This is a genomic window from Bacillus cereus group sp. Sample62 (genome assembly GCF_036851315.1).
GTDB lineage: Bacteria > Bacillota > Bacilli > Bacillales > Bacillaceae_G > Bacillus_A > Bacillus_A wiedmannii.
Genome location: NZ_JAFLPK010000001.1, coordinates 3,863,370 through 3,885,866, shown reverse-complemented (window position 1 = coordinate 3,885,866; position 22,497 = coordinate 3,863,370). Strand labels below are relative to the sequence as shown.

The window sequence follows — 22,497 nt, the reverse complement described above, 5'->3', positions numbered from 1 at the left end:
AAAAGCTAAGAGTTTAACTCTTAGCTTTTTGTTGTAGAAAGGCCTCTAATCGATCACAGCCTTCTTTTAAAGTTTCAATACTATACGCATAGGACAAGCGAAGATAGCCTTCACCATATTCAGAAAATGCAGTTCCAGGAACGACAGCTAGTCCAGCTTCTTTGACAAGGTCAAGTGCAAAATCAAATGATGAAGATGTTAAATGACCAACATATGGGAATAAGTAAAATGCACCTGTTGGCTTTTCAACTGTTAAGCCCATTTGAATGAGTCTATTATATACGTAATCACGACGTTTTTTGTATTGATGACGCATCATTTTTGGTGCATCTTTAGCAGCTGTTAATGCTTCAATTGCAGCATATTGAGCGATTGAAGTAGCACACGTTACGTTGTATTGATGAACTTTTAGTATATGTCCTGCTAAATAGCTTGGTGCGAATAATAGACCGATACGCCAGCCAGTCATAGAATGAGATTTTGATAAACCGTTAATGACGATAGTCTTTTCACGCATTTCTGGGAAATGAGCGATAGATGTATGCTTTTGTTCATATACAAGTTCGCTATAAATTTCATCAGAAAGGACGAAAATATTTTTATCTTTTAAAACAGTTACAATATCCTGTAATTCTTCTTTTGATAAAGTTACACCAGTTGGATTAGAAGGATATGGCAGTACGACGCATCTTGTTTTTTCTGTAATAGCATTTTCTAGCGCTTCGGCTGTTAAACGGAAGCCAGTTTCACGAACATCGATAAAAATAGGTGTAGCACCGCATAATCGAATAATTGGTTCGTAACCTGGATAAATAGGGGCAGGTAAAATAACTTCTGTTCCTGGCTCTAAAATCGTTCGGAATGCAATATCAATTGCTTCACTGGCACCGATTGTAACGATGGTTTCGTTTTCAGGTAAATACTGTAAATCGTAGTTATCTTTTACAAAGTTACAAGCTGCCTTGCGTAATTCTAGTAAACCGGCGTTATGTGTATAGCTTGTATAATTTTCTGTAATAGCCCGTTTTGCCGCTTCTTTTACGAGAGAAGGCGTAGGGAAATCGGGTTGTCCAATTGTTAAAGAGATAAGATTATCATAGTTTTGAATCATGTTAGAGAATTGACGGATTCCAGAAATTTGGATGTCCTTCACTCTAGGGTTAATGAATTGTTCCATTGTATCTCCCTTTCTTCCGTTTGAAAATTAAGTTCATTTTAACATATTTTCTATGATTTCGCTTGCGTATATGTTATGTAGAAAGAGAGGGATAATAGAAAAAAAGCCGCTGTAAGCGACTTTTTAATATCCGTACTCCCAATCTATTTCATCTTCATTCCAAAGTACAGAGGATACTTTGCCAAGGTGAACAACTGATTCATTCACAGCACATGTGCAATTTTCTTCTCCGGTTTTATGCTGTAACTCTTCATATACTGATTTTTCAACATTTTCTAGAACGACCAAATTTTCTTCTTTTAAAACAAGCGTAGTACCCGCCATATTTATCTTCCTCCTACTAAAATAATGATCACTTATTTGTAAACATAGATAGTATGGATTATATGCTGTATTTTGCTATAGTTGTCCGTCTCATGAAGTATTTTTTATTTTCTTTGTAATCCGTATTCATTGTATACTGCCTGGCAGAAATTTGGTACAGGGTTTACATTCATTTCGAAAATCTGTAACAATTATTATGTGTTGTTAACAAAGAATTAACAAATATGTTAAGAAAAATCAAAATTTTAAAACAAATAAACCCGTAAAATGATATAATCATATCAAAATACATATAGGGGATGAGAGGCTATGGAGCTGATCCGTGATTTAATGATCCAAATTGCCATCATTATTTTGCCACTATTTTTATATGAAGCGATTCGTTTAAATCGTTATCAAGAAATGCCTCCGAAGCCGAACCGCTACTTTATTATGTTTTTATCCAGCATTACACTCGTTCTCTCCATGACATACTCTATTTGTTTTGGTGACATTTGTGGGTATAACTTTCACCCAATCCCGATTGTTAGTGGCTTTCTATATGGTGGGATTGTTGGTTTAATCCCGGCCGTTATTTTTGTTGCATATGAATGGGCGCTAAAGGGAATGAGCCTTCTTCCAGTCATAGAAGTAATATTTCTATTAATAGTTCCATTATTTTTATCAAAGAAATGGTCTCTATTTTCAAGGGATAAGAAGCTAATTTTAGCATTTATGATTTCATCACTATACGTACTTGTTTCTTTAGTGATTGGCATGATTAAAGTTCTGTTAGAAACGGGGTTTACACCACATATTTCGCACCTATATAGCGGATATATATTTGCTTCGCTTATTATGGTTATGACTATGGTATTTCAAGTGTACTTAACAGAATATTTAAATGAAAATGCGATATTACGTACAGAGATGCAAAAGTCAGAAAAGCTTAATATTGTAAGTGAGTTGGCAGCAAGTGTTGCACATGAGGTTCGAAATCCACTCACTGTTGTTCGTGGTTTTATTCAATTGTTAGAAAGTACGGAAGATGTAAAAAATAAGGATTATATGCGTCTCGTATTAGCCGAATTGGATCGGGCAGAACAAATTATTTCAGATTATTTGAATTTAGCAAGGCCACAAATTGAGAAAAAAGAACACATTTGCTTATCCGCTCAATTAATAGAAATGACAACTCTTATGTCATCATTTGCAGCGATGCAAGGTGTATATTTGCAAGTTGAGATTTCTGAAAGTCTTTATACGATCGGTGATAAGACGAAATTGAAGCAAGCTATTATGAATGTTGTTAAAAATGGTATTGAAGCAATCCAAGGAAATAAAGGATATTTAAAAGTAACGGCTATGCAAAAAGATGAAACGATTGTAATAAGAGTTAAAGATAGTGGTGTTGGAATGACGACAGAACAGTTAGCAAGGCTGGGACAACCATATTATTCTTTAAAAGAAAAAGGGACAGGATTAGGGCTTATGGTAACATTTAGTATTTTACAAGCGCATAATGGTACGCTGGAATATAAAAGCGAAAGTGGGAAAGGAACTGAAGCGATTATTATATTGCCAGCTGTAAAAAATAAGGAATAAAAGTTACCGATGCAAGGTAACTTTTTATTTTATATTGTTTATTCATTTGTTTTTTCTTGTTTTGCTCGGCTAAATAAACTTTTAAATGATTGCAAGAATCCTTGCTCTTTTGAAGCAGCAACCATTCTTTTTGTTTCTTGAATTTCGCGAATCACTTGCATAAGTTGTGCATCCCGATTGCTGTCTTTATTATAAATTTGATTTACGAGTTTATTCATTTTTTCCTCTTGCTTAGATTCGCGTTTATACATATGATTCATTAATAAGTCCATCTTTTCTTTTTGCAGGGCATCTGTTTGAGCGGCATGATCCACTAACTCTTGTAGCATTTTTTCTTGAGAACCTTCTTTTACATAAACTTGTTGCATCAATTCATCTAGCTTTTCATCTTTTAAACGATTTTGGGTAATAAGGGTAGAATTTTGATGAATAATTGCTTCATTTAATTGAGCGAGCATTTCAAGTTTTAACATGAACTCCTCAAAGTTACGCCCATCTTCTTTTTCTTTCGGTTGTATTTCTTGCGTATCTTGTATAACTGGTACAGGCGGGACCTCTTTTTCTTTTAAAATAATAGGTATCGTTTCTGAAATATCTTCTTGCAGTGTAGCAGCTCTTTCATGTATAGATTTCAATAGTTTTAAATCATCCAGTTTATAAATACGAGCATCAGCTGTTTTGGAAATGATATAACCATGATCCTCTAACAGTTGACTATATTTGCGAACTATATGTTTTGGGATGCCTGTTTTATTCGTGACATCTTTCGTTTTATAGGTAGCTTCCATAATATTTCCTCCCCAAAAAGTATCGTATATATCATTTCAATCTTTTATGAGGACTTCCTTTGAAAAAGAATGTCGGAAGGTTATTAGTTTTCTACAGCATTAGTGAAAAGATGAAGGAAAATGAGAGTTTTTTGGCGGAATGGCGAAGAAGAGCTAAAATAATGTCTGAAAACATATACAGGAGAAGTTTGTTATAATAACGGAGGAAAAGAAACTGGTAGAATCATGGAGGTATACATGAAGCAATTAAAAGGTATTATCATTTCAATTATTGCAATTCTTTCTATTCTAGTAGCGGTGTATGAAGTACTTGTTCCAGAAGAAACAAGTATCAAAAAAACGAATGCGTATGATCAAGTTCTAGAATTTCCGAAAGAGCGATATCCAGAGACAGGGAAACATATTACGGATGCTATAAAAGAAGGGCATTCAGAAATGTGTACAATTGATCGTAATGGTGCAGCGGATAGAAGGAAATTATCGTTAGCGCCATATCCGACGAAGAAAGGTTATGATCGTGATGAATGGCCAATGGCGATGTGTAAAGAAGGCGGAAAAGGAGCACATATTGAATATATAAGTCCAGCGGATAACCGCGGAGCAGGTTCATGGGTAGGAAATAAGTTAGATAAATATCCAGATGGTACACGTGTGAAATTTGAAGTAAAGTAGTAGTTGCACATTTCATAATGAAGGAGAAGGGGAACAATGGAGTTAACAATTTCTTATTCACAATTAATGTTGATGAACTATAACGGTGAGCAGCCTTACGTAGACTGGACGGATGAAGATTTTGAAAGAGGTTATGCTAAGGCGGATGGAACTGTTATTTTTGAAGCACTCTCTGATTATACTTGTGAAGTAAAAGTGACTTGTGGGAAACATATTGAGAAAGAAGAAGTGATTCGAACGGTTACGGTTCCTTTTACAGTTGAAAATGAATGTATCGTTGTAACGAGTATTCTTTCGAATAAATTTCAAATCCCTATTCCAAATGGTGAGTATACAGTCGTATTACAGGCAACTCCTCTTGAAGAGCCAACGGATGATGAATTATATAAAATACAATACGAATTCTTTTTTGAAAGTAAAGAATAAAAAAATGGGCTATCCTCAAAAAGGATAACCCATTTTTGTTATGCGTTTGTTTTTAGTAGGGAACGAGCATCTTTTGCTGCTTGCACCATGTGTTCTAAAGCCGGGATAACTTCTTCCGTTCTTCTCGTTTTTAAACCACAATCAGGATTAATCCAGAAATATTTAGGATCGCATACTTCTAAAGATTGTTCCACGATTTTATACATTTCATCTTTACTCGGTACACGTGGACTATGAATATCATATACACCTAGACCGATGCCTTTTTCATATGTTGTATGTTTTAATGTATCAATAAATTCTCCGTGACTTCTTGATGTTTCGATAGAAATCACATCTGCATCTAATGCGCGAATCGCGTCAACAATATCTTCGAAATTACTGTAACACATATGCGTATGAATTTGTGTTTCATTTGCTACAGAAGAAGTTGCTAAAAGGAAGGATTGTACTGCCCATGTAATATAAGCGTCCCAATCTTTTTCTTTTAGTGGCATTCCTTCACGAAGTGCTGGCTCATCGACTTGGATTACTCGAATTCCGGAAGATTCAAGTAGTTCAATTTCGTGACGAAGAGCTAATGCAATTTGATACGAAACTTCTTTTCTTGGAATGTCATTTCGAACGAAGGACCAATTTAAAATCGTAACAGGTCCAGTTAACATTCCTTTTACAACTTTCTCTGTTAAGCTTTGTGCATAAACAGTTTCCTTAATAGTCATTCCGTTAATAAAGGCAACATCACCATAAATAACAGGTGGTTTTACGCAGCGAGAACCGTATGATTGTACCCAACCGTTTTTAGTGAATGAGAAACCAGCAAGGCGCTCACCAAAATATTCGACCATGTCAGTTCTTTCGAATTCACCATGTACAAGGACATCAAGACCAATTTCTTCTTGGTAACGAATCCATTTTTCTGTCTCTTTTTCAATAAATTGTTCATATTGTTCATTTGAAATAACACCGTTACGCCATTCTTTTCGCGTTTGACGAACTTCAGTTGTTTGCGGGAAGCTACCAATAGTCGTTGTTGGTAATAAAGGTAACTCCAGGGCAACTTGTTGTAATTCGTATCGTTTTTCAAATGGGAGAGGACGTGAAAAATCTTCTTCTTTTAGTGCTGTTCGTGCTGCTTTGACATCTTCACGGTTACGTACAGCAGATGAACGAATTGTATGATGTGCATTTCGATATGTTTCCAGCTCATTACTAATACTTTCTGTACCTTGAGTGAGAGCAGAATGAATGAGAACTAACTCTTCTAATTTTTGATTTGCAAATGCTAACGCATCGAATAGCTCAGTCGATAAGTGAGTTTCTTCTGTTTTATCGATTGGTGTATGCAATAAGCTACAAGAAGGCTGAACGATGAAATCTTTCGTTTGGACTTGTTTTTGTAACGTTGTAAATAACGTAAGAACTTCATCAAGGTCAGCTCTCCAAATGTTACGGCCATCTATACAACCAACAGCTAAAGTTTTATCAGCTGGGAATCCATATTTTGAAATAGCATGTAGATTACCTTCTTTACCATGAACGAAATCTAATCCAATACCGGATACAGGGAATGTAATAATTTCTTCATAGTTTTCTTCTACACTATCAAAATATGTTTGTAAAAGAAGATTCGCATTTGGAACTTCTTTACGAATAGCTTCATAAATTTCTTTTGCTTGTTGAACTTCTTCTTTCGTTAAAGAAGCAAAAATCGGTTCATCAACTTGAATGACTTGTGCACCAGCTGCATGTAGTTCTGAAAGCAGTTGTACGTAAGGTGCAACTAACTGTTTTAAAATCGTAGTAAATTGCTCTTGTGTATAGCCTTTAGCTAATTTTAAGAAAGTATATGGTCCTAAAATAACAGGTTTTCCATCTACTCCTAATTCTTGTTTTGCCTCTTCGTATAAGCGAAGTGGACGATTATCTTTTAAAGAGATTTGTAATCCCTCTTCATATTCAGGAACGATATAATGATAGTTTGTATTAAACCATTTTGTCATTTCGGAAGCTACGTGATCTTTAGAGCCACGCGCCATTGCGAAATATACATCAAGGTAAGATGTAAATTCAGAAAAACGTGATGGGATAAATCCTAGCATATAAGCAGTATCCAAAACGTGATCATAATATGTAAAGTCGCCAATTGGAATGAGTTCAATCCCTTTTTCTTGCTGTACTTTTACGTGTTGAAGGCGAATTTCTTTCATCGTTGTTAAAAATTGTTCTTCATCGATTTTATTGGACCAAAAAGCTTCCAATGTTTTTTTCCACTCTCTTTGTAGTCCGATACGTGGATAACCTAAGTTACTTGTTTGAATTGCCATTTTAAATTCCTCCCTAATTGAAAGTAAGCATTTCCGTTTACTAGGAAATACCTATAACAAAAAGCATAAAGGCATAGAAAATAAGCCTTCCTTTTTGTTTTAACACCTCATCATCATCCGTGAATCTATCAGTGTTGCTAAAACAGGCAGGTCTCCTGACTTATGCTTCATATAATTTCTTTCACCTTCCCGTTTTCACAGTGGCACTAAACAAGAAATCTCAGCATTTACAGTGGCGGGACCGTGTTGGAGTTTCACCAAGCTTCCCTTTTAAACACGAAACGAAATTTTCGTGTACCTATTTTCCTTTTGAAAGGAAGTTAACAAGCGATATGATATTGAAACAAATTCTAACACAATTTTTGGAATTTTGTCTACTGTTTTAAAATAAGAAAATTCTAAAGTTTTTTATTCTTATCATTCTTATCGTTCTGATTATTATGATTTTTTAGAGGGAAGAGAGGTTGGGGAAATTGAAATGAATTGCGATTAAACTTGTAAAGAAGTGGGTATCTGTACAGAGATAAGATGCCAATTATGTTATTTAACAATCGGCTCATATTCTGGTACAAAGAAGGGAAGTAGGTGGTTCATTTTGAAATAGTAACTTATCACAAGAAAGAACAAAGTTCCTGTATAAAGATAAATATACTAAGTTTATAGAAATGGGGAATTTCAATTGGAACAAAGTACACAAAATATTTATTCACCACCAAAACATATAGTTTCAGCAGCGACAATTGTAATGAATGAACAAAAAGAAATCCTATTAATTAAAGGACCTAGAAGAGGATGGGAAATGCCAGGTGGACAAGTTGAAGAAGGAGAGTCTTTGAAAGATGCTGCAATAAGGGAAACTAAAGAGGAAACAGGTATTGATATTGAGGTTTTAAAATTTTGTGGGGTATTCCAAAATGTGAATCATTCAATATGTAATACGTTGTTTTTAGCTAGACCAGTTGGCGGTAAATTAACGACTACACCAGAAAGTTTGGAAGTAGGATTCTATCCTATTGAGCAGGCGTTAGAAATGGTGAAATTTATGAATTTCAGACAAAGAATTGAATACAGTTTGGATGAAAATCAGCAACCTTTTTATATAGAATTTTAAGAAACGATTTTCCATTATGGGACACCAGTGATGAATAAATCTTTGTTATATTTTTGAGCAGTGGAGTATTTTATATAGAAAATAAAACAAGCATAACCCCGTCCTAAATTAGAACGGGGGTGTGCTTGTTTTAGGTTTTACAATGAAATAACTTTATTGCCTTGTTACTGTTTCTTCTTTATAAGTTCAACCTTCATCTATATCAATTTCTGAAAGTCGCCCTGCAACTGCATCTGTAAGCAGGGTGTTTAACCATTGCAATTCAACTGTAATATGTTCAATCACGCTTTGTAAAATATATAGTTGTGCACGTGGAATTTGTCCTTTGCTACAATCATAAATAGTTTGCATTTTATGTAAATATTGAACGGTATCATTTTTCTTTTTTTCTAAAATAGGAATTAACTCTTGATCATCGCCAAAATGAGCGAAAGAGAGTGCTGAATAAATTGGTTTATATATTTGATTTTTTGCCTCGAATTGTTTTAATAGTAACGTGTGAAATAACCGTTTACCTGCTTCTGTTATATGAAAGATTGTTTTATCGGGTCTATTCGTATCTCGTACAATCGTGGTAATACGAATTGCACCCTGCTTTTCTAATTGCTCGAAGGCGTAGTAAAGTGATCCTTTTGCATATTTAATATAACAATCCATTTGTCGTTCTTTCATGATGTGCTGCACTTCATATGGATGTTTATCTCCTTCGAGTAGCAAGCCGAGAATGACTAATTTCATGCTCATGCTGTCTCAACTCCTATAAATAAAAACTTTATACATATTATAAACGGCATATCCGTTTTCATAAAGGGATATGCCGTTTCTTTTCTCTATATTAACTTACTTTCTTTTGTTTTTGTTTCGTTTTTGGACCTGTAAAGAGGCGTTCATTTCCCATAAGTAAAATACAAATAATACTTAGTACAGCCGGGATCAGTGCCCAGAAGAATGTACTGGCAATAGAGGTAGCGAGAGCATCTTTAATACCAGTTAATATTTCAGCTGGAATCTTCTCGGTAGCACCTTGTGATAATAAGAAACTTGTGTCTCCGCCTTTTGGAGCTAATTTAGCTAGTTCAGGAGGGAACACATTGTTTAATTTAGTAGTAAAAATATGGTTTTGAATTGTACCGAAAATCGTTACACCAAGAGTCATACCGAGTGAACGGAAGAATGAGTTTGTTGATGTAGCAGAACCACGGTCTCGCATTTCTAACTTGTGAATAGAAGACATACTTAAAACTGAGAACGAGAAACCAACTCCAAGTCCAGTGAGAACCATAAATAGCGTTACAAGTAGACGAGGTGTATCCATTGTTAAAGTGCTTAGTAAATAAATACCAATTACGAAGAAAACACCAGATACCATCATGATGTTACGATAACTTGTTCGAGAAGCTAACTGTCCACCTGTTTGACTTCCAATTACAGAGCCAACCATCATAGGTGTTAAAATTAATCCAGCATTTGAGGCTGAACCGCCGAGAACACCTTGAACGAAGATTGGGATATAAACTGTACAGATAATAAAAGCGGCACCATAGAAAAAGGCAACGCCTTGGCTAGCTGCGAATAAAGGTTTTTTAAATAGATGGAAAGAAATGATAGGCTCAGTTGCTTTTCGTTCTACGAAGAAGAAAATAATAAGCATAATAACAACTGTTGTAAATAAACCGATAATTACAGTGGAATTCCATGCGTATTCTTTACCACCAAGTTCTAAGGCGAACATTAAGCAAACGATACTAATAACAAGTGTAATAGCGCCAGCCCAATCAATTTTTTGTTTTCTAAATTCTAGAGATTCACTGTAGTATTTAGTAATGAAGAAGAAGGAGATAATTCCTAATGGAATATTAATATAGAAGACCCAATGCCAACTTATATAGTCTGTAATATAAGCACCTAATAAAGGGCCAAATACACTAGATGTCCCGAAAACCGCACCGAATAGCCCTGTCATTTTTCCGCGCTTTTCTGGTGGGAATATATCGTACATAATCGTGAAGGCGATAGGCATAAGAGCACCGCCACCGATCCCTTGAATTGCTCTATAAATACTTAGTTGCTCAATACTAGATGCTGTCCCGCAAAGTGCAGAACCGAATAAGAAAAGAATGAGACCACCAATATAAAAGCGTTTCCGTCCATACATATCAGAAAGTTTTCCGAAGATAGGCATCCCTGCCATTGTTGCTACCATATATGCAGACGTGACCCAAACGAACTTGTCAAATCCTCCTAGGTCTCCAACAATTGTTGCCATTGCTGTTGCAACGATTGTATTATCCATTGCTGCCATTAAAATACCAAGTAGTAAACCAGCAACAACAAATTTTGTATTGTTGGAGTCTTTTTTTGATAATTGAGATTCCAAATATAACCCTCCTTTAATAATAAGTAAACTATATGAAGTTTTGAGTGCAACACATAAAAATTTAAAGTATAGTTCTTTCAAATTAATTTAAACAAGTGCACTGACAAAGCCATAAAGAATATTATAGTCAAATTTGACTAAAAGGCAAACTTTTTCTTCCGTCAAAATATTCTGTTGTATGGACAGCGAAAGAGTGAGTAATACTGAATATTGGTATAAAGCCAATGAAGGAAATTGTAAAAAAATATTTCAGTAAGAATATTGCCTGTTAACAGAGGAAAAATGGTTTTTTCGTTATATTGTCGAATAGGATAAAAGGAAGAGCAATAACTATATATCATTTGTAACAAGCTTTATTAATATGGTGTAGAGAGGCAGAATAAGGTTGTATGGATGATGCATCTGAAATGGGGTGAAATATTATTATGAAAATATGGAAACGAAATTCGGATCAAGGAAGGCATTCAATACCGCTACAACCAGTATTATGGATTGATGGCTCAAAAAAGGAAAGCGAATGTCCTAATATAGCAGTTACATTACAAATCCGTAGTATGTATAAAGAAAAATTTTCATATGAACTGACCTATGATGTAAACGACATACTTATTATTCGAATTGAAGTAGAAAATAAAGGAATGGAAATGATTTCACGAGTTGTAGTAAGTCATATGATTCGAGATTATTTTGCATATATCCCAAATTCATTAAAGGCTGATAAGGGGATGAGCGAGTTTTTGTTCCAGCTTGTAAGGTGGCGAATCGAAAATTTATTACCGAATGAGAAAGTAGAACTAATTTGTAAAATAAAAGCAAATAAAGATAAAGCAATCAAAAACACATTATTTCAGGCTACATATACATTTCAATATAAAGGAGTATCATATGGTCCACTGCAAACAAATGAAGTTGTAGTGCGGCAATGATAAAAAGGAACCTGTAAGAAAGGTTCCTTTTTTAATGAAGGTTGTGTTTTTTGAGTACTTTTTTTTGCTCGATTCCTTTTTTTCCTACATAATTATTTTTATAACCAAAATATAAAATGAAAAGAAAGGAAGCAACATTTACAATAGCATCAATTTGATCGTTTGTAATAAAGTTCACTCCGAAAGAATTAAACAGTAATTTTAATGATAATAGAAAACCTGCTAGTAAACGTATAATATCTGATAGATTCTCTTTTTGTAGCATATAAGTCACCTCTTTCTAAAACGATATATAGTATATATATGAAATAGAATAGAAATGGTAGACAAGCTTAAGCGGAAATGTACACTCAATATGTACATTTTTTATTTTGTAGAAAAACATAATTGTTATAGAAACATATATTGGTATAGAAAGGAGGAGAAGTATGAAACATAAAGGGAAAATTAGTGGATTATTACTTGGGAATACAGTGGCAGTTACAGAATGGATTGCGCTTCAAGATGTAATTACAAAACTGGATTCGCGATCATTTTATACCGTCTTTATTATTTATATATTGCAAATGATACTCAGCTATTATTTTGGACATTGGTATGATAAAAGAGCGAGTAAGCATATGGATACGGAAGTAGGAGGAATGGCAAGTAATGATTTTGTAGTTGATTTCTTTGAGAAAGTAGCTGCTTTATCAGAACGGGATTCTCATAATATTACAGTGTACATTCTTTCTGTGAAAGAATGGAAAGAACTAAAAGAAACAGTGCAAGAAAAAAAATTGGAGGTGTTAGTACAAAAATTGGAGAGTACGATTGTAAAGACAATTCGTAAAGGAGATGTCGTTACTAGGTGGGATGAAAATAAGTATGTTATTGTGGCGATTGATAACGGACATGAAAAGTCGACAATAACAAACCGATTAATGATAAATATTGAAAGTGAAATAGAAAATGGTTTGTTAAGTATGACGCTATTATTTGGAGCTGCTAGTTATCCAATAGAAGGAAAAACTTTTGAAGAATTGTTAAGAAAGGCACAAAATCAATTGTACCAGCATAGGGATTTGTAAGAAAATGAGTGAAACTTTGATTTAAAGAAATATGATATGAAGAAGTTTTTAATGTAACATTTTTTTGACTTTTATTACAAAAAGAACTTTTATTGTAATAAAAGTCTTTAAAAATATATGGAATAAGCATATAATTATGATGGATGTGTCAATGCATTTTGCACAATGTGTTTCATTTTAAAAGTGTAGAGGGAAGCATGCTCTACACTTTTCCTTTTTAGGGAATGACAAGAATAATTGTAAGTTGTTGCAAGATAGCATTTATACTGTGTAAAATGAACAAAGAAATTATTTGATAGAAAGCGGAAAGGGAATGATAGAATGATAGACGTGAGAGAACAACGAACATCTTTTATCAGGTGAATTATTACTGTTGTTCTTCAAATTATTATGGCTGTGATGAATTCCGTTGTACTTTTATGTAATACATAGTATGAACAGGCTTTAAAAAGTGCTAAATAAAAGATGGATATGAAACTGCTAATTGGTTCAAAAAAGTAAAATGTAATTTTAAGTAATACAATTTGTACAAGCATTATAAACAATATCAATGATTTTCGTAGAAAAGGTGCGAGTATGGAGTTTATAGAAGGATATATAATTTTCATAGCTTTTTACACGATGATCGTATATAAGTAGGAGGAAGAAGATGTTGAAATATAGTAAATTAGCAATTGTAATTGCATTATCAATGACTTTATTAGTCGGTTGTTTCGGACCGAAACCAGAAGAGGAATTATATGTTGCATTTGAAAATGCTGCAAAGCAAGAAAAAACAATGTTTGAAGATGCAAAGAAACTTGAAACTTTAGAAAAAGAGGGACAAGAATTATATAACCAAATTGTTCAAGAAGGAAAAGATAATAATCAAACTGTTAAGGAAAAATTGAACCAAGCAGTGAAAAATACAGATGAACGAGACAAAGTGCTTAAAAAAGAAAAAGAATCTTTAAGTAAGGCACAAGAAGAAGTAAAATCAGCAGATAAATATGTGAAGAAAATTGAAGATAAGAAATTGAAAGATCAAGCGGATAAAGTGAAAAGCACATATGAGAAACGACAAGATTCATTTAACAAAATGTATGATAGCTATAATAAATCGTTAAAACAAGAAAAAGAATTATATACAATGTTACAAGATAAAGGTACAAAATTAAAAGATATTAGTGAAAAAGTAAAAGTAGTAAATCAATCTTATAAGGATATTGAATCAGAAAAAGACAAGTTTAATGAATTCACAAAATCTTACAATACAGAAAAAATAGCTTTTTATAAACAAGCAAATATTAAAATTAAAGAAGAGAAAAAATAAAACAGTTTGGCCTACAATTGGCCAAACTGTTTTATTTTTTTGTATAAGTACGACTATACCATGGGACAGGTTCACTTAATTTTTTTTCTTGTTTCAGTGCTTCAGGACCAATATAATCTTGAAGTGTTTTTTTTGCTACTGTTAAAGATAAGGTTGTTTTCGGATTTCGATAGGAGGATTCAAGATGACCAAGATGTGGTAGGATTCGAAAATCTTCTTTCGTAGGAGGAATATGGAAAAAATAATCACCTAAACGTATAAGAACATCAGATTGTTGTTGGCTAAAACGTGGATTTCTAGAAAAATGTAATCCTTCTTTAATAGCTTTTTTTTCAGCAATTAAGCGCTCTAAAGCCGTCTTTTTTAACCAGTATAAATACTTCGGATTAGTTGCAGCTTTAGCATGACGATTCACAACGAAAATAGATTGAGCTAGTCGATTAATAGAATGTTGGTTTTGTAATTGAGATTGTGGTTGTGAAGGTTTCATATTGAATCTCCTTTCAATTTTTCATTATTATAACATAAATAAAAGAGGTTTTTATTATATGCAAAAAGTGATTGTATATATTTTCAATATTAAAGCAATATTGTTACAAAAAACAACTATTTTGTATAATAGTAATAGAATGTGCTTTAGAAATTTGATAATGAAAGAGTGAGAAGTTTGAAAGAAATATTAAAACAGCAATATGCCATTATAGATATTGGATCTAATACAATGCGTTTAGTTATTTATGAAAAGCAAAACGGTGGTTTTTATAAGGAGATTGAAAATACGAAAGTGGTTGCTCGGTTAAGGAATTACTTAATTGATGGTGTGTTGATTGAAGAAGGAATAGAGGTATTGTTACAAACATTATTTCAATTTCAAGTAAGTACACGATTCCACCAGTTGCATCATGTACTTTGTGTTGCAACAGCAACAATTAGACAGGCTGAGAATCAAGAGGCAATTAAAAAACTGGTTGAAGGACAAACAGACTTTACTCTTAGAGTCTTATCAGAATATGAGGAAGCACGTTACGGCTATTTAGCAGTTATGAATTCAACTTCGTTCTCTGAAGGAATTACAGTAGATATTGGTGGAGGAAGTACAGAAGTTACATACTTTCGAAATAGAGAGATTCTAGAGTACCATAGCTTTCCTTTTGGAGCACTTTCTTTAAAGCAACAATTTATTAAAGAGGATATACCTACTGAAGACGAGTTGGAAAAGATTCAAACGTACTTAGAATATCAATTTCGAACATTACCATGGTTAATTGATAAGAAATTGCCTCTTATTGCAATTGGTGGTAGTGCGAGGAACTTAGTGAAAATCCATCAAAATTTAATTTGTTATCCTATAGCAGGGGTACATTTATATAAAATGAAAGAAGAAGATATTAAAAATGTGAAAGAAGAATTGGAAGCATTGTCGTTCATAGAACTTCAAAAATTGGAAGGATTGGCAAAAGATCGAGCAGATACAATTATTCCAGCAGTCGAAGTTTTTCATACGCTTGTTAATGTTATAGAAGCACCAGCATTTGTGTTAAGTAGAAAAGGGTTACGAGAAGGTGTTTTCTATGAAGAGTTGACAAAAGATTTGGGGATTTCATATTATCCGAACGTAGTCGAAGAAAGTTTACATTTATTATCACATGAATATGAAATGGATATGGAATTTGTAATTCAGCTTATTAAACATGGAAGATTGATTTGTCAACAGCTTGAGGAAACAGGGCTAATTTCTATGTCAGCAAAAGACTGGGAAGTATTCCATCAAGCGGCGAAAGTATTTAATATAGGTAAATATATAGATGAAGAAGCGAGCCGCTTACATACGTTTTATTTATTAGCGAATAAAACAATTGATGGGATGATGCATAAAGAGCGAGTTAGATTAGCGCTTATTGCGTCTTATAAATCAAAAATGTTATTCAAACAACACTTGTCTCCATTTGAAGGATGGTTTGATAAAAATGAACAAAAAAAAATCCGCCTATTAGGAGCTGTTTTACAATTTTCAGCAGCTCTAAATATAAGACAAAGATCGCTTGTTGAATCGATATCTATAACAGAAAGTAAAGAAGGATTAACATTTAAAATTGTATGTGAGCAATCGGCATTAGCGGAAAAAGTGCAAGCTGAAAAACAAAAAAAGCAGCTGGAAAGAGTGTTGAAAACGACTATTAATTTATCCTTCGAATCAAAACGTTAAGTTGTACGGATGTCTTTACAAAAAATTAACACCTTGGAATATTGTAATTTGCTAAAATAAAAGTAACTAAATTATAGTAAAAAAGTTTCAGGGGAAGTGTGAAGAGGATGGAAATGTTGATGGGGAATATAGTAAATTTAAATGATACAGCTTATTACAATAATCGAGAATTAAGTTGGTTAGCATTTAATGAACGTGTACTACAAGAAGCACAGGATGAAACAAATCCGCTCTTGGAAAGATTAAAGTTTATTAGCATTTTCAGTTCCAATTTAGATGAATTCTTTATGGTACGCGTAGCAGGATTGAAGGATCAAGTGAGTGCTGGGTTTAACCAACCAGAAAATAAGGCTGGCTTAACACCAAAAAAGCAATTAAATAAAATTGCGATAAAGGCCCATGAATTAATGACTGTACAATATGATACGTTTAAAAATTATGTGTTGCCAGCGCTGGAGTTAGAGGGGATTGAACGTTTAACATTCCACGATTTGACGAAAGAACAGAGGGAATTTATAGAAGAGTATTTTGATGAGCAGATTTTTCCAGTCTTAACACCTGTAGCTATTGATGCATATCGTCCATTTCCAATGTTATTAAATAAAAGTTTGAATTTAGCTACTCTTTTATATGATGAGAAACAAGTGGAGGAAGAAAACCGCACGAAGTTAGGAATTGTACAAGTTCCTTCATTACTTGAACGTTTCATATTTTTACCGAGTGAGGGGCAAAAGCATAAATTTATTTTATTAGAAGATGTAATTAGTGGTTTTACCCATAAATTATTTACAGGATATAAAGTATCGTCTGTTACTCGTTTCCGTATTACACGCAATGCGGATTTAACGATTCATGAAGAAGGTGCGAGGGATTTATTAAAGGTAATTGAAAAAGAATTAAAAAAGCGTAAGTGGGGAGCTGCTGTACGTTTAGAAGTTGGCAAAGAGCATATTGATGAAAGAGTATTAGCATTATTATATGAGGTGTTGGAAGTAAAAGATGAAGATGTGTATATAATGGATGGACCATTAGATTTAACATGTCTATTTTCTTTATATAAAAAACTAGCTCCTTTATATGAACATCTAGTATATCCGGCTCTTATTCCGCAACGGCCTCAAGACTTGGGGGATGCGGAAGATGTATTCGAAAAAGCAATTGAGCATGATATTTTATTACATCATCCTTTTGAATCATTTCAGCCAGTAGTTGATTTTGTCCGTGATGCGGCAGACGATCCGAATGTACTTGCAATCAAACAAACATTATATCGAGTAAGTGGGGATTCGCCGATTATTCAGGCGCTAAAGGTAGCAGCTGAAAAAGGGAAGCAAGTTACGGTATTAGTTGAATTGAAGGCAAGATTTGATGAAGAAAATAATGTGCATTGGGCTAAAGAATTAGAAAAGGCAGGCTGTCACGTTATTTACGGTGTAAGCCACTTGAAAACACATAGTAAAATTACGCTAGTTGTAAGAAGAAAAAACGGAAAAATCGAAAGGTTCGTACATCTCGGGACTGGAAATTATAATGACGCAACAGCAAAGTTATATACTGATTTCGGGTATATTACATCACGAAAAGACTTTGGGGTCGATGCAACAAATTTCTTTAATTATTTGAGTGGTTATACAAGCAAGCCACATTTTCATCATTTATCGGTTGCACCATTTGATATAAGAGAGCAATTTATGGATTTAATAGATGAAGAAATCCGTTATCATAGGCAATATGGAAATGGATATATTATCGCTAAGATGAATTCATTAACAGATAAACCATTAATCAAAAAAATGTATGAAGCATCACAAGCTGGAGTAAAGGTAGAGCTCATCGTTCGAGGAACGTGTTGTTTAAGGCCTGGTATTCCAAATGTAAGTGAAAATATTCGGGTAGTTAGTGTTGTCGGGAGATATTTAGAACATAGCCGAATTTATTATTTCCATCATAATGGAGAAGAGAAAATATACTTATCTTCAGCTGACTGGATGACGCGGAATATGGAGAAGCGAGTAGAAATATCTTTCCCGATATTAGATATTGAAATGAAGGCGAGAATTAAGGCGATTTTACAACTTATATTAGCTGATAATGTGAAAACACGTGAACAGAATAAATCTGGTGAGTACTACTATGTTATTAATAGTAGTACAGAAGAAATTGATAGCCAAGTGAAGTTGTTTAAGATGGCGTATCAAAACACGGATGCTGAATAATGAGAACAAAGTAAAAAAACCTCTTTTTTTAAGAGGTTTTTTTACTTTGTTCTCTACTTATTATACATTCTCTAAATAGAAGGATGCGTAGAGAGAATAGTTTTTATTATAAGCATGTTAATGGATCAGTTAAGAGAGGGAATAACATTGGTAGAATTGTTGGAGTACATTAATAATAGAATGGTTGTTGACAAGGTCCGCCATAACAAGGATAAGGTGTTGGCGGTGGGAAAGGTGGTGGATATGGTGGGTAATACGGTCTAGGGCCGAAAGCTAATGCACCGCCGAGCAGTCCACCAGCAATCCCAGCTAGAAATGGAACACCAAAAAACGGAAAGAAGCGTGAGTCGCCTACTGGACCAATAGGTGCTGAACGGACTGGGATTGGTTGATAATATGGATACATGAACAAACCTCCTTTATTGGACTCATTTTTATCATATGGTAAATGAAACGTGGATGAGCGCGTACAAGAAAGGATATGTAAGAAAATAGGCGAATTATTACGAATGTTGGAGCGTAAAAATTGTAATTTCAGGTTTTGCCATAAATCGGAATGGGACGCGTGTTCTGCCAAGACCTCGATTGACATAGAGAGCTAAATCTTGAATCGTATAGAAACCTTCAACATAGTTTTTAGCAAGTGATGGGGTAATAATAGCACCTAAAAAGGGAATTTGTACTTGTCCGCCATGGCTATGACCAGAAAGTTGTAAGTTAACTGGATATTTAGCGATTTGTGGTGCAATATCTGGCTCGTGAACAAGAACAATGTTATAAGTGTTTTGCCTCGCGTGCTGTAGTGTTTCTTCTATTTTGGGTTTGCCTAGTAGTATATCATCGAGCCCGAAAATTGAAATTTCACTATTATCCAGTAGACGGATTCTCTTTTCGTTATTTAGTAATAGTTCAAATCCAGATTCACGCATGATGTGCTCGTAGTATTCCGTTCCATATCCGCCGTGATCATGGTTACCATAAATAGAAAATTTACCGAAGGGTGCTTGTATATTTTTTAAAATGGATGCAACGAAAGGGGTGTCAGTATATGTTTGATAATTATCAATGAGATCACCAGTAAAAAGAACAATATCGGGTTTTACAGCATTAATTTTAGAAACGATTTGAGATAAATGTTGGAGAGAGAAATAGTATCCGAGATGTAAATCGCTAAATTGAAGAATTTTCATACCATGAAAACTTTTGGGTATGAGTTGAGATTTAAGTGTATGCTCTGTAAAAGAGAGTAAATGAGGCTCAATATATTTAGCGTAATAGTATCCGATGCTAGTAGTTATAAATGAATATAGACAAGTGCGCATGCCAACTTTTAAAAAATCTCTTCTAGTAATTTTCTTCATAAAAATATGAGTATACCTATTTGACTTACATCACATGTGTTCGTTACATTTACAGGTTACCCAAATCTCCTTTCAGTTTATTTGAAATATATTTTAAATCATAAAAAAGTAGTATAGATTACGAAAAAAATGAATGAAAAGAAACCTCTTTACGTTAAAATATCAGAAAAGTTTAAAAATATAAAGATTTCTATTAAATAAAATGATAAAATGAATGTGTATTCATTTTTGGGAGGGGATGTATGTGAAAGAAAAGGTAGTTATTATAACAGGTGGATCAAGTGGAATGGGAAAAGGAATGGCGATTCGTTTTGCGAAAGAAGGGGCACGAGTAGTTATTACAGGACGTACAAAGGAAAAACTAGAGGAAACAAAGTTGGAAATTGAACAATTTCCAGGGCAAATATTACCTGTACAAATGGATGTAAGAAATACTGATGATATTCAGAAAATGATTGAACATATTGATGAGAAGTTTGGACGAATTGATATTTTAATAAATAATGCAGCTGGAAACTTTATTTGTCCAGCAGAAGATTTATCCGTGAATGGCTGGAATTCGGTCATAAATATTGTGTTAAATGGTACATTTTACTGTAGTCAGGCTGTCGGAAAATATTGGATTGAAAAAGGTATAAAAGGGAATATCATTAATATGGTAGCAACATATGCATGGGATGCAGGTCCGGGAGTTATTCATTCGGCTGCAGCGAAGGCTGGAGTATTAGCAATGACGAAGACACTCGCTGTTGAGTGGGGCCGTAAATATGGAATACGAGTTAACGCTATCGCGCCAGGACCAATTGAACGTACGGGCGGTGCTGATAAATTATGGATTTCAGAAGAAATGGCTAAGCGTACGATACAAAGTGTTCCGCTTGGAAGACTGGGCACGCCAGAAGAAATTGCAGGTCTAGCTTATTATTTATGTTCAGATGAAGCTGCTTACATAAATGGAACTTGTATGACAATGGATGGAGGACAACATTTACATCAATATCCATTTTAAAAGGGATAAGAAAATGAATGTTTGATTCATATTCTTACGGTTAAATGTGACGGAATTGTGACATGTGAAAGAAAAGTGTTTACAAGAGGTCATATATACGTTATATTTAAGACCTCTTTTTTCTTCATAGTAGAATTGCTAATTCCCCTTAGCATTTTACCCCTCTAATCCCTTCAGGAAAACTGAAGGGATTTTTTATTATTTTTCCGTAAATATCATGTTATAATTTTTGAAAAGTAAAGGGAGGGAAGCGCGTTGATAGATGCATTAGATGTAATGAGTAACTTGGATAAAGTCCTTCCTTATTATCAAGCTATTTTTAGTGCTGATGAGCATACTGTAATTGGATATGAAGTAGTAGGACGTATTCAAACAGAAGAGGGCATACAAAGTCTAGCTTCTTTCTTTCATGATGATTCTATTCCGAGTGAGTTTCAACTGGAAGCGGATAACATTATAGTAGAAAAAGCTTTAAATCGTTATTTAGAAAGTGATCAAAAACTATTATTATTTATACATCGAAATGCTAACGTATTAATGAACGATGATGATGAAAGTTTACTTCAACTTTTATTGATGTATGAAGAGCAAGGTTTAAATTTGAAACACATTGTTTTAGAAATTACAGAACATGAATGTCAAGAAGATATAGAGCAATTTAATCATTTGCTTATGTATTATCGTACATATGGTATTCAAATTTCGATTAATAAAGTCGGAACGGGTACAAGTAATTTAGAACGTATTAGCGTGTTAGCACCGGATATTTTAAAAGTAGATTTAACAAACTTAAGGCAAACTGCACTTTTACAATCTTATCAAGATATTTTATATTCTTTATCATTACTTGCTAGAAGAATTGGTGCAACATTGTTATATGAAGAAATAGATGCTTTTTATCAACTACAATATGCTTGGAAAAACGGTGGTAGATATTATCAAGGGAATTATTTGAAAGAGTGCTTACCTGATTTTATTGAAACGAACGTTTTGAAAGAACGACTTGGTAATGAGTGTCATCAATTTATTCAACATGAGAAGAAAAAGTTACAAAAGATTTATAATTTAACAGAAATGTTACGTGATCGAATTGGTGATGTTCTAGCCAAACAGAAAAAGAATGAAGATATGAATGATTGGTTATTACAATTTAGCCAAAGTGTATCACAGTGTAGTTTTCGCATATTTATTTGTAACGAAGATGGTTTCCAACAATCAGGAAACGTTATGAAAAAAGATGGGGAATGGATTGTGATGCCTGAGTATTATATGAAGAACTGGAGTTGGCGTCCGTATTTTCTAGAAAATATTATGAAAATGCGTTTTGAGAATAAGGCAAGACTTTCAGATTTATATGCTGATATTGAAACCGGTGAGATGGTACGAACATTTTCCTTCCCAATTGATGATGAAAACTTTTTATTTATAGATTTATCGTATGAATATTTATATGAAGAAGATGTTTTATTTTAATGCACGAAGAGATTCGTGCATTTTTTGTTTGTTTTTATCATAAATTGGTAATAGTGAAAATGGTGATGAAAATGCTGTCTATCGTTGTAAAGATTTTACGAACGAAACCACCCCTGTCTTTGCATAATCATTGTTACA

The 22,497-nt window shown here is 33.7% G+C and carries 21 protein-coding genes and 1 riboswitch; of the genes, 11 read left to right on the top strand and 10 right to left on the bottom strand.

Annotation, left to right across the window (positions count from 1 at the left end; translation table 11 throughout):
* Nucleotides 1–13 precede the first annotated feature (13 nt).
* Both J0835_RS19625 and J0835_RS19620 read right to left on the bottom strand, forming a co-directional pair.
* Nucleotides 14–1,177: an aminotransferase A gene (locus tag J0835_RS19625; RefSeq protein WP_087981744.1), complete on the bottom strand. Its 1,164-nt coding sequence runs from the start codon at nucleotides 1,175–1,177 to the stop codon at nucleotides 14–16.
* 123 nt (nucleotides 1,178–1,300) lie between these two features.
* Entirely contained in the window at nucleotides 1,301–1,501 is a 201-nt protein-coding gene (locus J0835_RS19620; protein ID WP_000929285.1) for a hypothetical protein, read from the bottom strand.
* Nucleotides 1,502–1,810: 309 nt separating this feature from the next.
* Here J0835_RS19620 and kinB point away from each other — a divergent pair, with 309 nt between their 5' ends.
* On the top strand, nucleotides 1,811–3,085 hold the full coding sequence (gene kinB, locus J0835_RS19615; RefSeq protein WP_087981743.1) for a sporulation sensor histidine kinase KinB: 1,275 nt from the start codon (nucleotides 1,811–1,813) through the stop codon (nucleotides 3,083–3,085).
* A gap of 38 nt (nucleotides 3,086–3,123) precedes the next feature.
* On the opposite strand, the gene J0835_RS19610 is transcribed toward kinB, so the two are convergent.
* Nucleotides 3,124–3,873 (bottom strand): DUF3967 domain-containing protein, encoded by a 750-nt coding sequence (locus tag J0835_RS19610; RefSeq protein ID WP_087981742.1) that lies wholly within the window; start codon nucleotides 3,871–3,873, stop codon nucleotides 3,124–3,126.
* A gap of 237 nt (nucleotides 3,874–4,110) precedes the next feature.
* On the opposite strand from J0835_RS19610, the gene nucA reads away from it, so the two are divergent.
* Together nucA and comJ are read left to right on the top strand one after the other, a co-directional pair.
* Nucleotides 4,111–4,545, top strand: coding sequence for a DNA-entry nuclease (nucA, locus tag J0835_RS19605; RefSeq protein WP_087981741.1), 435 nt, complete (start codon nucleotides 4,111–4,113; stop codon nucleotides 4,543–4,545).
* 36 nt (nucleotides 4,546–4,581) lie between these two features.
* Entirely contained in the window at nucleotides 4,582–4,971 is a 390-nt protein-coding gene (gene comJ, locus J0835_RS19600; protein WP_087981740.1) for a competence protein ComJ, read from the top strand.
* A gap of 38 nt (nucleotides 4,972–5,009) precedes the next feature.
* Here the strand turns inward: comJ and metE are convergent, their stop codons facing one another.
* The gene (gene metE / locus J0835_RS19595) at nucleotides 5,010–7,298 is read right to left on the bottom strand and encodes a 5-methyltetrahydropteroyltriglutamate--homocysteine S-methyltransferase (RefSeq protein WP_144536348.1); all 2,289 of its coding nucleotides are present in this window, start codon (nucleotides 7,296–7,298) and stop codon (nucleotides 5,010–5,012) included.
* A 128-nt stretch (nucleotides 7,299–7,426) separates the two neighbouring features.
* Nucleotides 7,427–7,615: riboswitch (cobalamin riboswitch) on the bottom strand.
* A gap of 362 nt (nucleotides 7,616–7,977) precedes the next feature.
* Between metE and J0835_RS19590 the strand changes: the two genes are divergently transcribed.
* Nucleotides 7,978–8,409 (top strand): NUDIX hydrolase, encoded by a 432-nt coding sequence (locus J0835_RS19590; protein WP_087981738.1) that lies wholly within the window; start codon nucleotides 7,978–7,980, stop codon nucleotides 8,407–8,409.
* A gap of 186 nt (nucleotides 8,410–8,595) precedes the next feature.
* Here J0835_RS19590 and J0835_RS19585 read toward each other — a convergent pair whose 3' ends face one another.
* On the bottom strand, nucleotides 8,596–9,153 hold the full coding sequence (locus J0835_RS19585; protein ID WP_087981737.1) for a PadR family transcriptional regulator: 558 nt from the start codon (nucleotides 9,151–9,153) through the stop codon (nucleotides 8,596–8,598).
* A gap of 91 nt (nucleotides 9,154–9,244) precedes the next feature.
* On the bottom strand, nucleotides 9,245–10,786 hold the full coding sequence (locus J0835_RS19580; RefSeq protein ID WP_087981736.1) for an MDR family MFS transporter: 1,542 nt from the start codon (nucleotides 10,784–10,786) through the stop codon (nucleotides 9,245–9,247).
* A gap of 425 nt (nucleotides 10,787–11,211) precedes the next feature.
* On the opposite strand from J0835_RS19580, the gene J0835_RS19575 reads away from it, so the two are divergent.
* Nucleotides 11,212–11,712 (top strand): hypothetical protein, encoded by a 501-nt coding sequence (locus J0835_RS19575; RefSeq protein WP_087981735.1) that lies wholly within the window; start codon nucleotides 11,212–11,214, stop codon nucleotides 11,710–11,712.
* A gap of 31 nt (nucleotides 11,713–11,743) precedes the next feature.
* Here J0835_RS19575 and J0835_RS19570 read toward each other — a convergent pair whose 3' ends face one another.
* Nucleotides 11,744–11,977 (bottom strand): SPP1 phage holin family protein, encoded by a 234-nt coding sequence (locus J0835_RS19570; RefSeq protein WP_000939452.1) that lies wholly within the window; start codon nucleotides 11,975–11,977, stop codon nucleotides 11,744–11,746.
* Between the two features lie 163 nt (nucleotides 11,978–12,140).
* Here J0835_RS19570 and J0835_RS19565 point away from each other — a divergent pair, with 163 nt between their 5' ends.
* Together J0835_RS19565 and J0835_RS19560 are read left to right on the top strand one after the other, a co-directional pair.
* A complete protein-coding gene (locus tag J0835_RS19565) occupies nucleotides 12,141–12,782 on the top strand; it encodes a diguanylate cyclase domain-containing protein (protein ID WP_087981734.1) in 642 nt (213 codons plus the stop codon).
* Between the two features lie 649 nt (nucleotides 12,783–13,431).
* Nucleotides 13,432–14,094, top strand: coding sequence for a YkyA family protein (locus J0835_RS19560; protein ID WP_087981733.1), 663 nt, complete (start codon nucleotides 13,432–13,434; stop codon nucleotides 14,092–14,094).
* A gap of 31 nt (nucleotides 14,095–14,125) precedes the next feature.
* On the opposite strand, the gene J0835_RS19555 is transcribed toward J0835_RS19560, so the two are convergent.
* Nucleotides 14,126–14,584, bottom strand: coding sequence for a YkyB family protein (locus J0835_RS19555; protein ID WP_000804864.1), 459 nt, complete (start codon nucleotides 14,582–14,584; stop codon nucleotides 14,126–14,128).
* 177 nt (nucleotides 14,585–14,761) lie between these two features.
* Between J0835_RS19555 and ppx the strand changes: the two genes are divergently transcribed.
* A complete protein-coding gene (gene ppx / locus J0835_RS19550) occupies nucleotides 14,762–16,300 on the top strand; it encodes an exopolyphosphatase (protein ID WP_087981732.1) in 1,539 nt (512 codons plus the stop codon).
* A gap of 107 nt (nucleotides 16,301–16,407) precedes the next feature.
* A complete protein-coding gene (locus tag J0835_RS19545; RefSeq protein WP_046957435.1) occupies nucleotides 16,408–18,516 on the top strand; it encodes a polyphosphate kinase in 2,109 nt (702 codons plus the stop codon).
* Nucleotides 18,517–18,685: 169 nt separating this feature from the next.
* Here J0835_RS19545 and J0835_RS19540 read toward each other — a convergent pair whose 3' ends face one another.
* Nucleotides 18,686–18,922, bottom strand: a complete 237-nt coding sequence (locus tag J0835_RS19540) for a hypothetical protein (RefSeq protein ID WP_000283744.1) — start codon at nucleotides 18,920–18,922, stop codon at nucleotides 18,686–18,688.
* Between the two features lie 97 nt (nucleotides 18,923–19,019).
* Nucleotides 19,020–19,877 (bottom strand): metallophosphoesterase, encoded by an 858-nt coding sequence (locus J0835_RS19535; RefSeq protein WP_087981731.1) that lies wholly within the window; start codon nucleotides 19,875–19,877, stop codon nucleotides 19,020–19,022.
* A 244-nt stretch (nucleotides 19,878–20,121) separates the two neighbouring features.
* On the opposite strand from J0835_RS19535, the gene fadH reads away from it, so the two are divergent.
* Nucleotides 20,122–20,886, top strand: coding sequence for a 2,4-dienoyl-CoA reductase (fadH, locus tag J0835_RS19530; RefSeq protein ID WP_087981730.1), 765 nt, complete (start codon nucleotides 20,122–20,124; stop codon nucleotides 20,884–20,886).
* A gap of 255 nt (nucleotides 20,887–21,141) precedes the next feature.
* Nucleotides 21,142–22,359: an EAL domain-containing protein gene (locus tag J0835_RS19525; protein WP_087981729.1), complete on the top strand. Its 1,218-nt coding sequence runs from the start codon at nucleotides 21,142–21,144 to the stop codon at nucleotides 22,357–22,359.
* Nucleotides 22,360–22,497 lie beyond the last annotated feature (138 nt).

Bases quoted from the DNA above. Each gene is read 5' to 3' on its own strand.
- J0835_RS19625 (WP_087981744.1), bottom strand. From the start codon at position 1,177: ATGGAACAATTCATTAACCCTAGAGTGAAGGACATCCAAATTTCTGGA.
- J0835_RS19620 (WP_000929285.1), bottom strand. From the start codon at position 1,501: ATGGCGGGTACTACGCTTGTTTTAAAAGAAGAAAATTTGGTCGTTCTA.
- kinB (WP_087981743.1), top strand. From the start codon at position 1,811: ATGGAGCTGATCCGTGATTTAATGATCCAAATTGCCATCATTATTTTG.
- J0835_RS19610 (WP_087981742.1), bottom strand. From the start codon at position 3,873: ATGGAAGCTACCTATAAAACGAAAGATGTCACGAATAAAACAGGCATC.
- nucA (WP_087981741.1), top strand. From the start codon at position 4,111: ATGAAGCAATTAAAAGGTATTATCATTTCAATTATTGCAATTCTTTCT.
- comJ (WP_087981740.1), top strand. From the start codon at position 4,582: ATGGAGTTAACAATTTCTTATTCACAATTAATGTTGATGAACTATAAC.
- metE (WP_144536348.1), bottom strand. From the start codon at position 7,298: ATGGCAATTCAAACAAGTAACTTAGGTTATCCACGTATCGGACTACAA.
- J0835_RS19585 (WP_087981737.1), bottom strand. From the start codon at position 9,153: ATGAGCATGAAATTAGTCATTCTCGGCTTGCTACTCGAAGGAGATAAA.
- J0835_RS19575 (WP_087981735.1), top strand. From the start codon at position 11,212: ATGAAAATATGGAAACGAAATTCGGATCAAGGAAGGCATTCAATACCG.
- J0835_RS19570 (WP_000939452.1), bottom strand. From the start codon at position 11,977: ATGCTACAAAAAGAGAATCTATCAGATATTATACGTTTACTAGCAGGT.
- J0835_RS19565 (WP_087981734.1), top strand. From the start codon at position 12,141: ATGAAACATAAAGGGAAAATTAGTGGATTATTACTTGGGAATACAGTG.
- J0835_RS19560 (WP_087981733.1), top strand. From the start codon at position 13,432: ATGTTGAAATATAGTAAATTAGCAATTGTAATTGCATTATCAATGACT.
- J0835_RS19555 (WP_000804864.1), bottom strand. From the start codon at position 14,584: ATGAAACCTTCACAACCACAATCTCAATTACAAAACCAACATTCTATT.
- J0835_RS19545 (WP_046957435.1), top strand. From the start codon at position 16,408: ATGGAAATGTTGATGGGGAATATAGTAAATTTAAATGATACAGCTTAT.
- J0835_RS19540 (WP_000283744.1), bottom strand. From the start codon at position 18,922: ATGTATCCATATTATCAACCAATCCCAGTCCGTTCAGCACCTATTGGT.
- J0835_RS19535 (WP_087981731.1), bottom strand. From the start codon at position 19,877: ATGAAGAAAATTACTAGAAGAGATTTTTTAAAAGTTGGCATGCGCACT.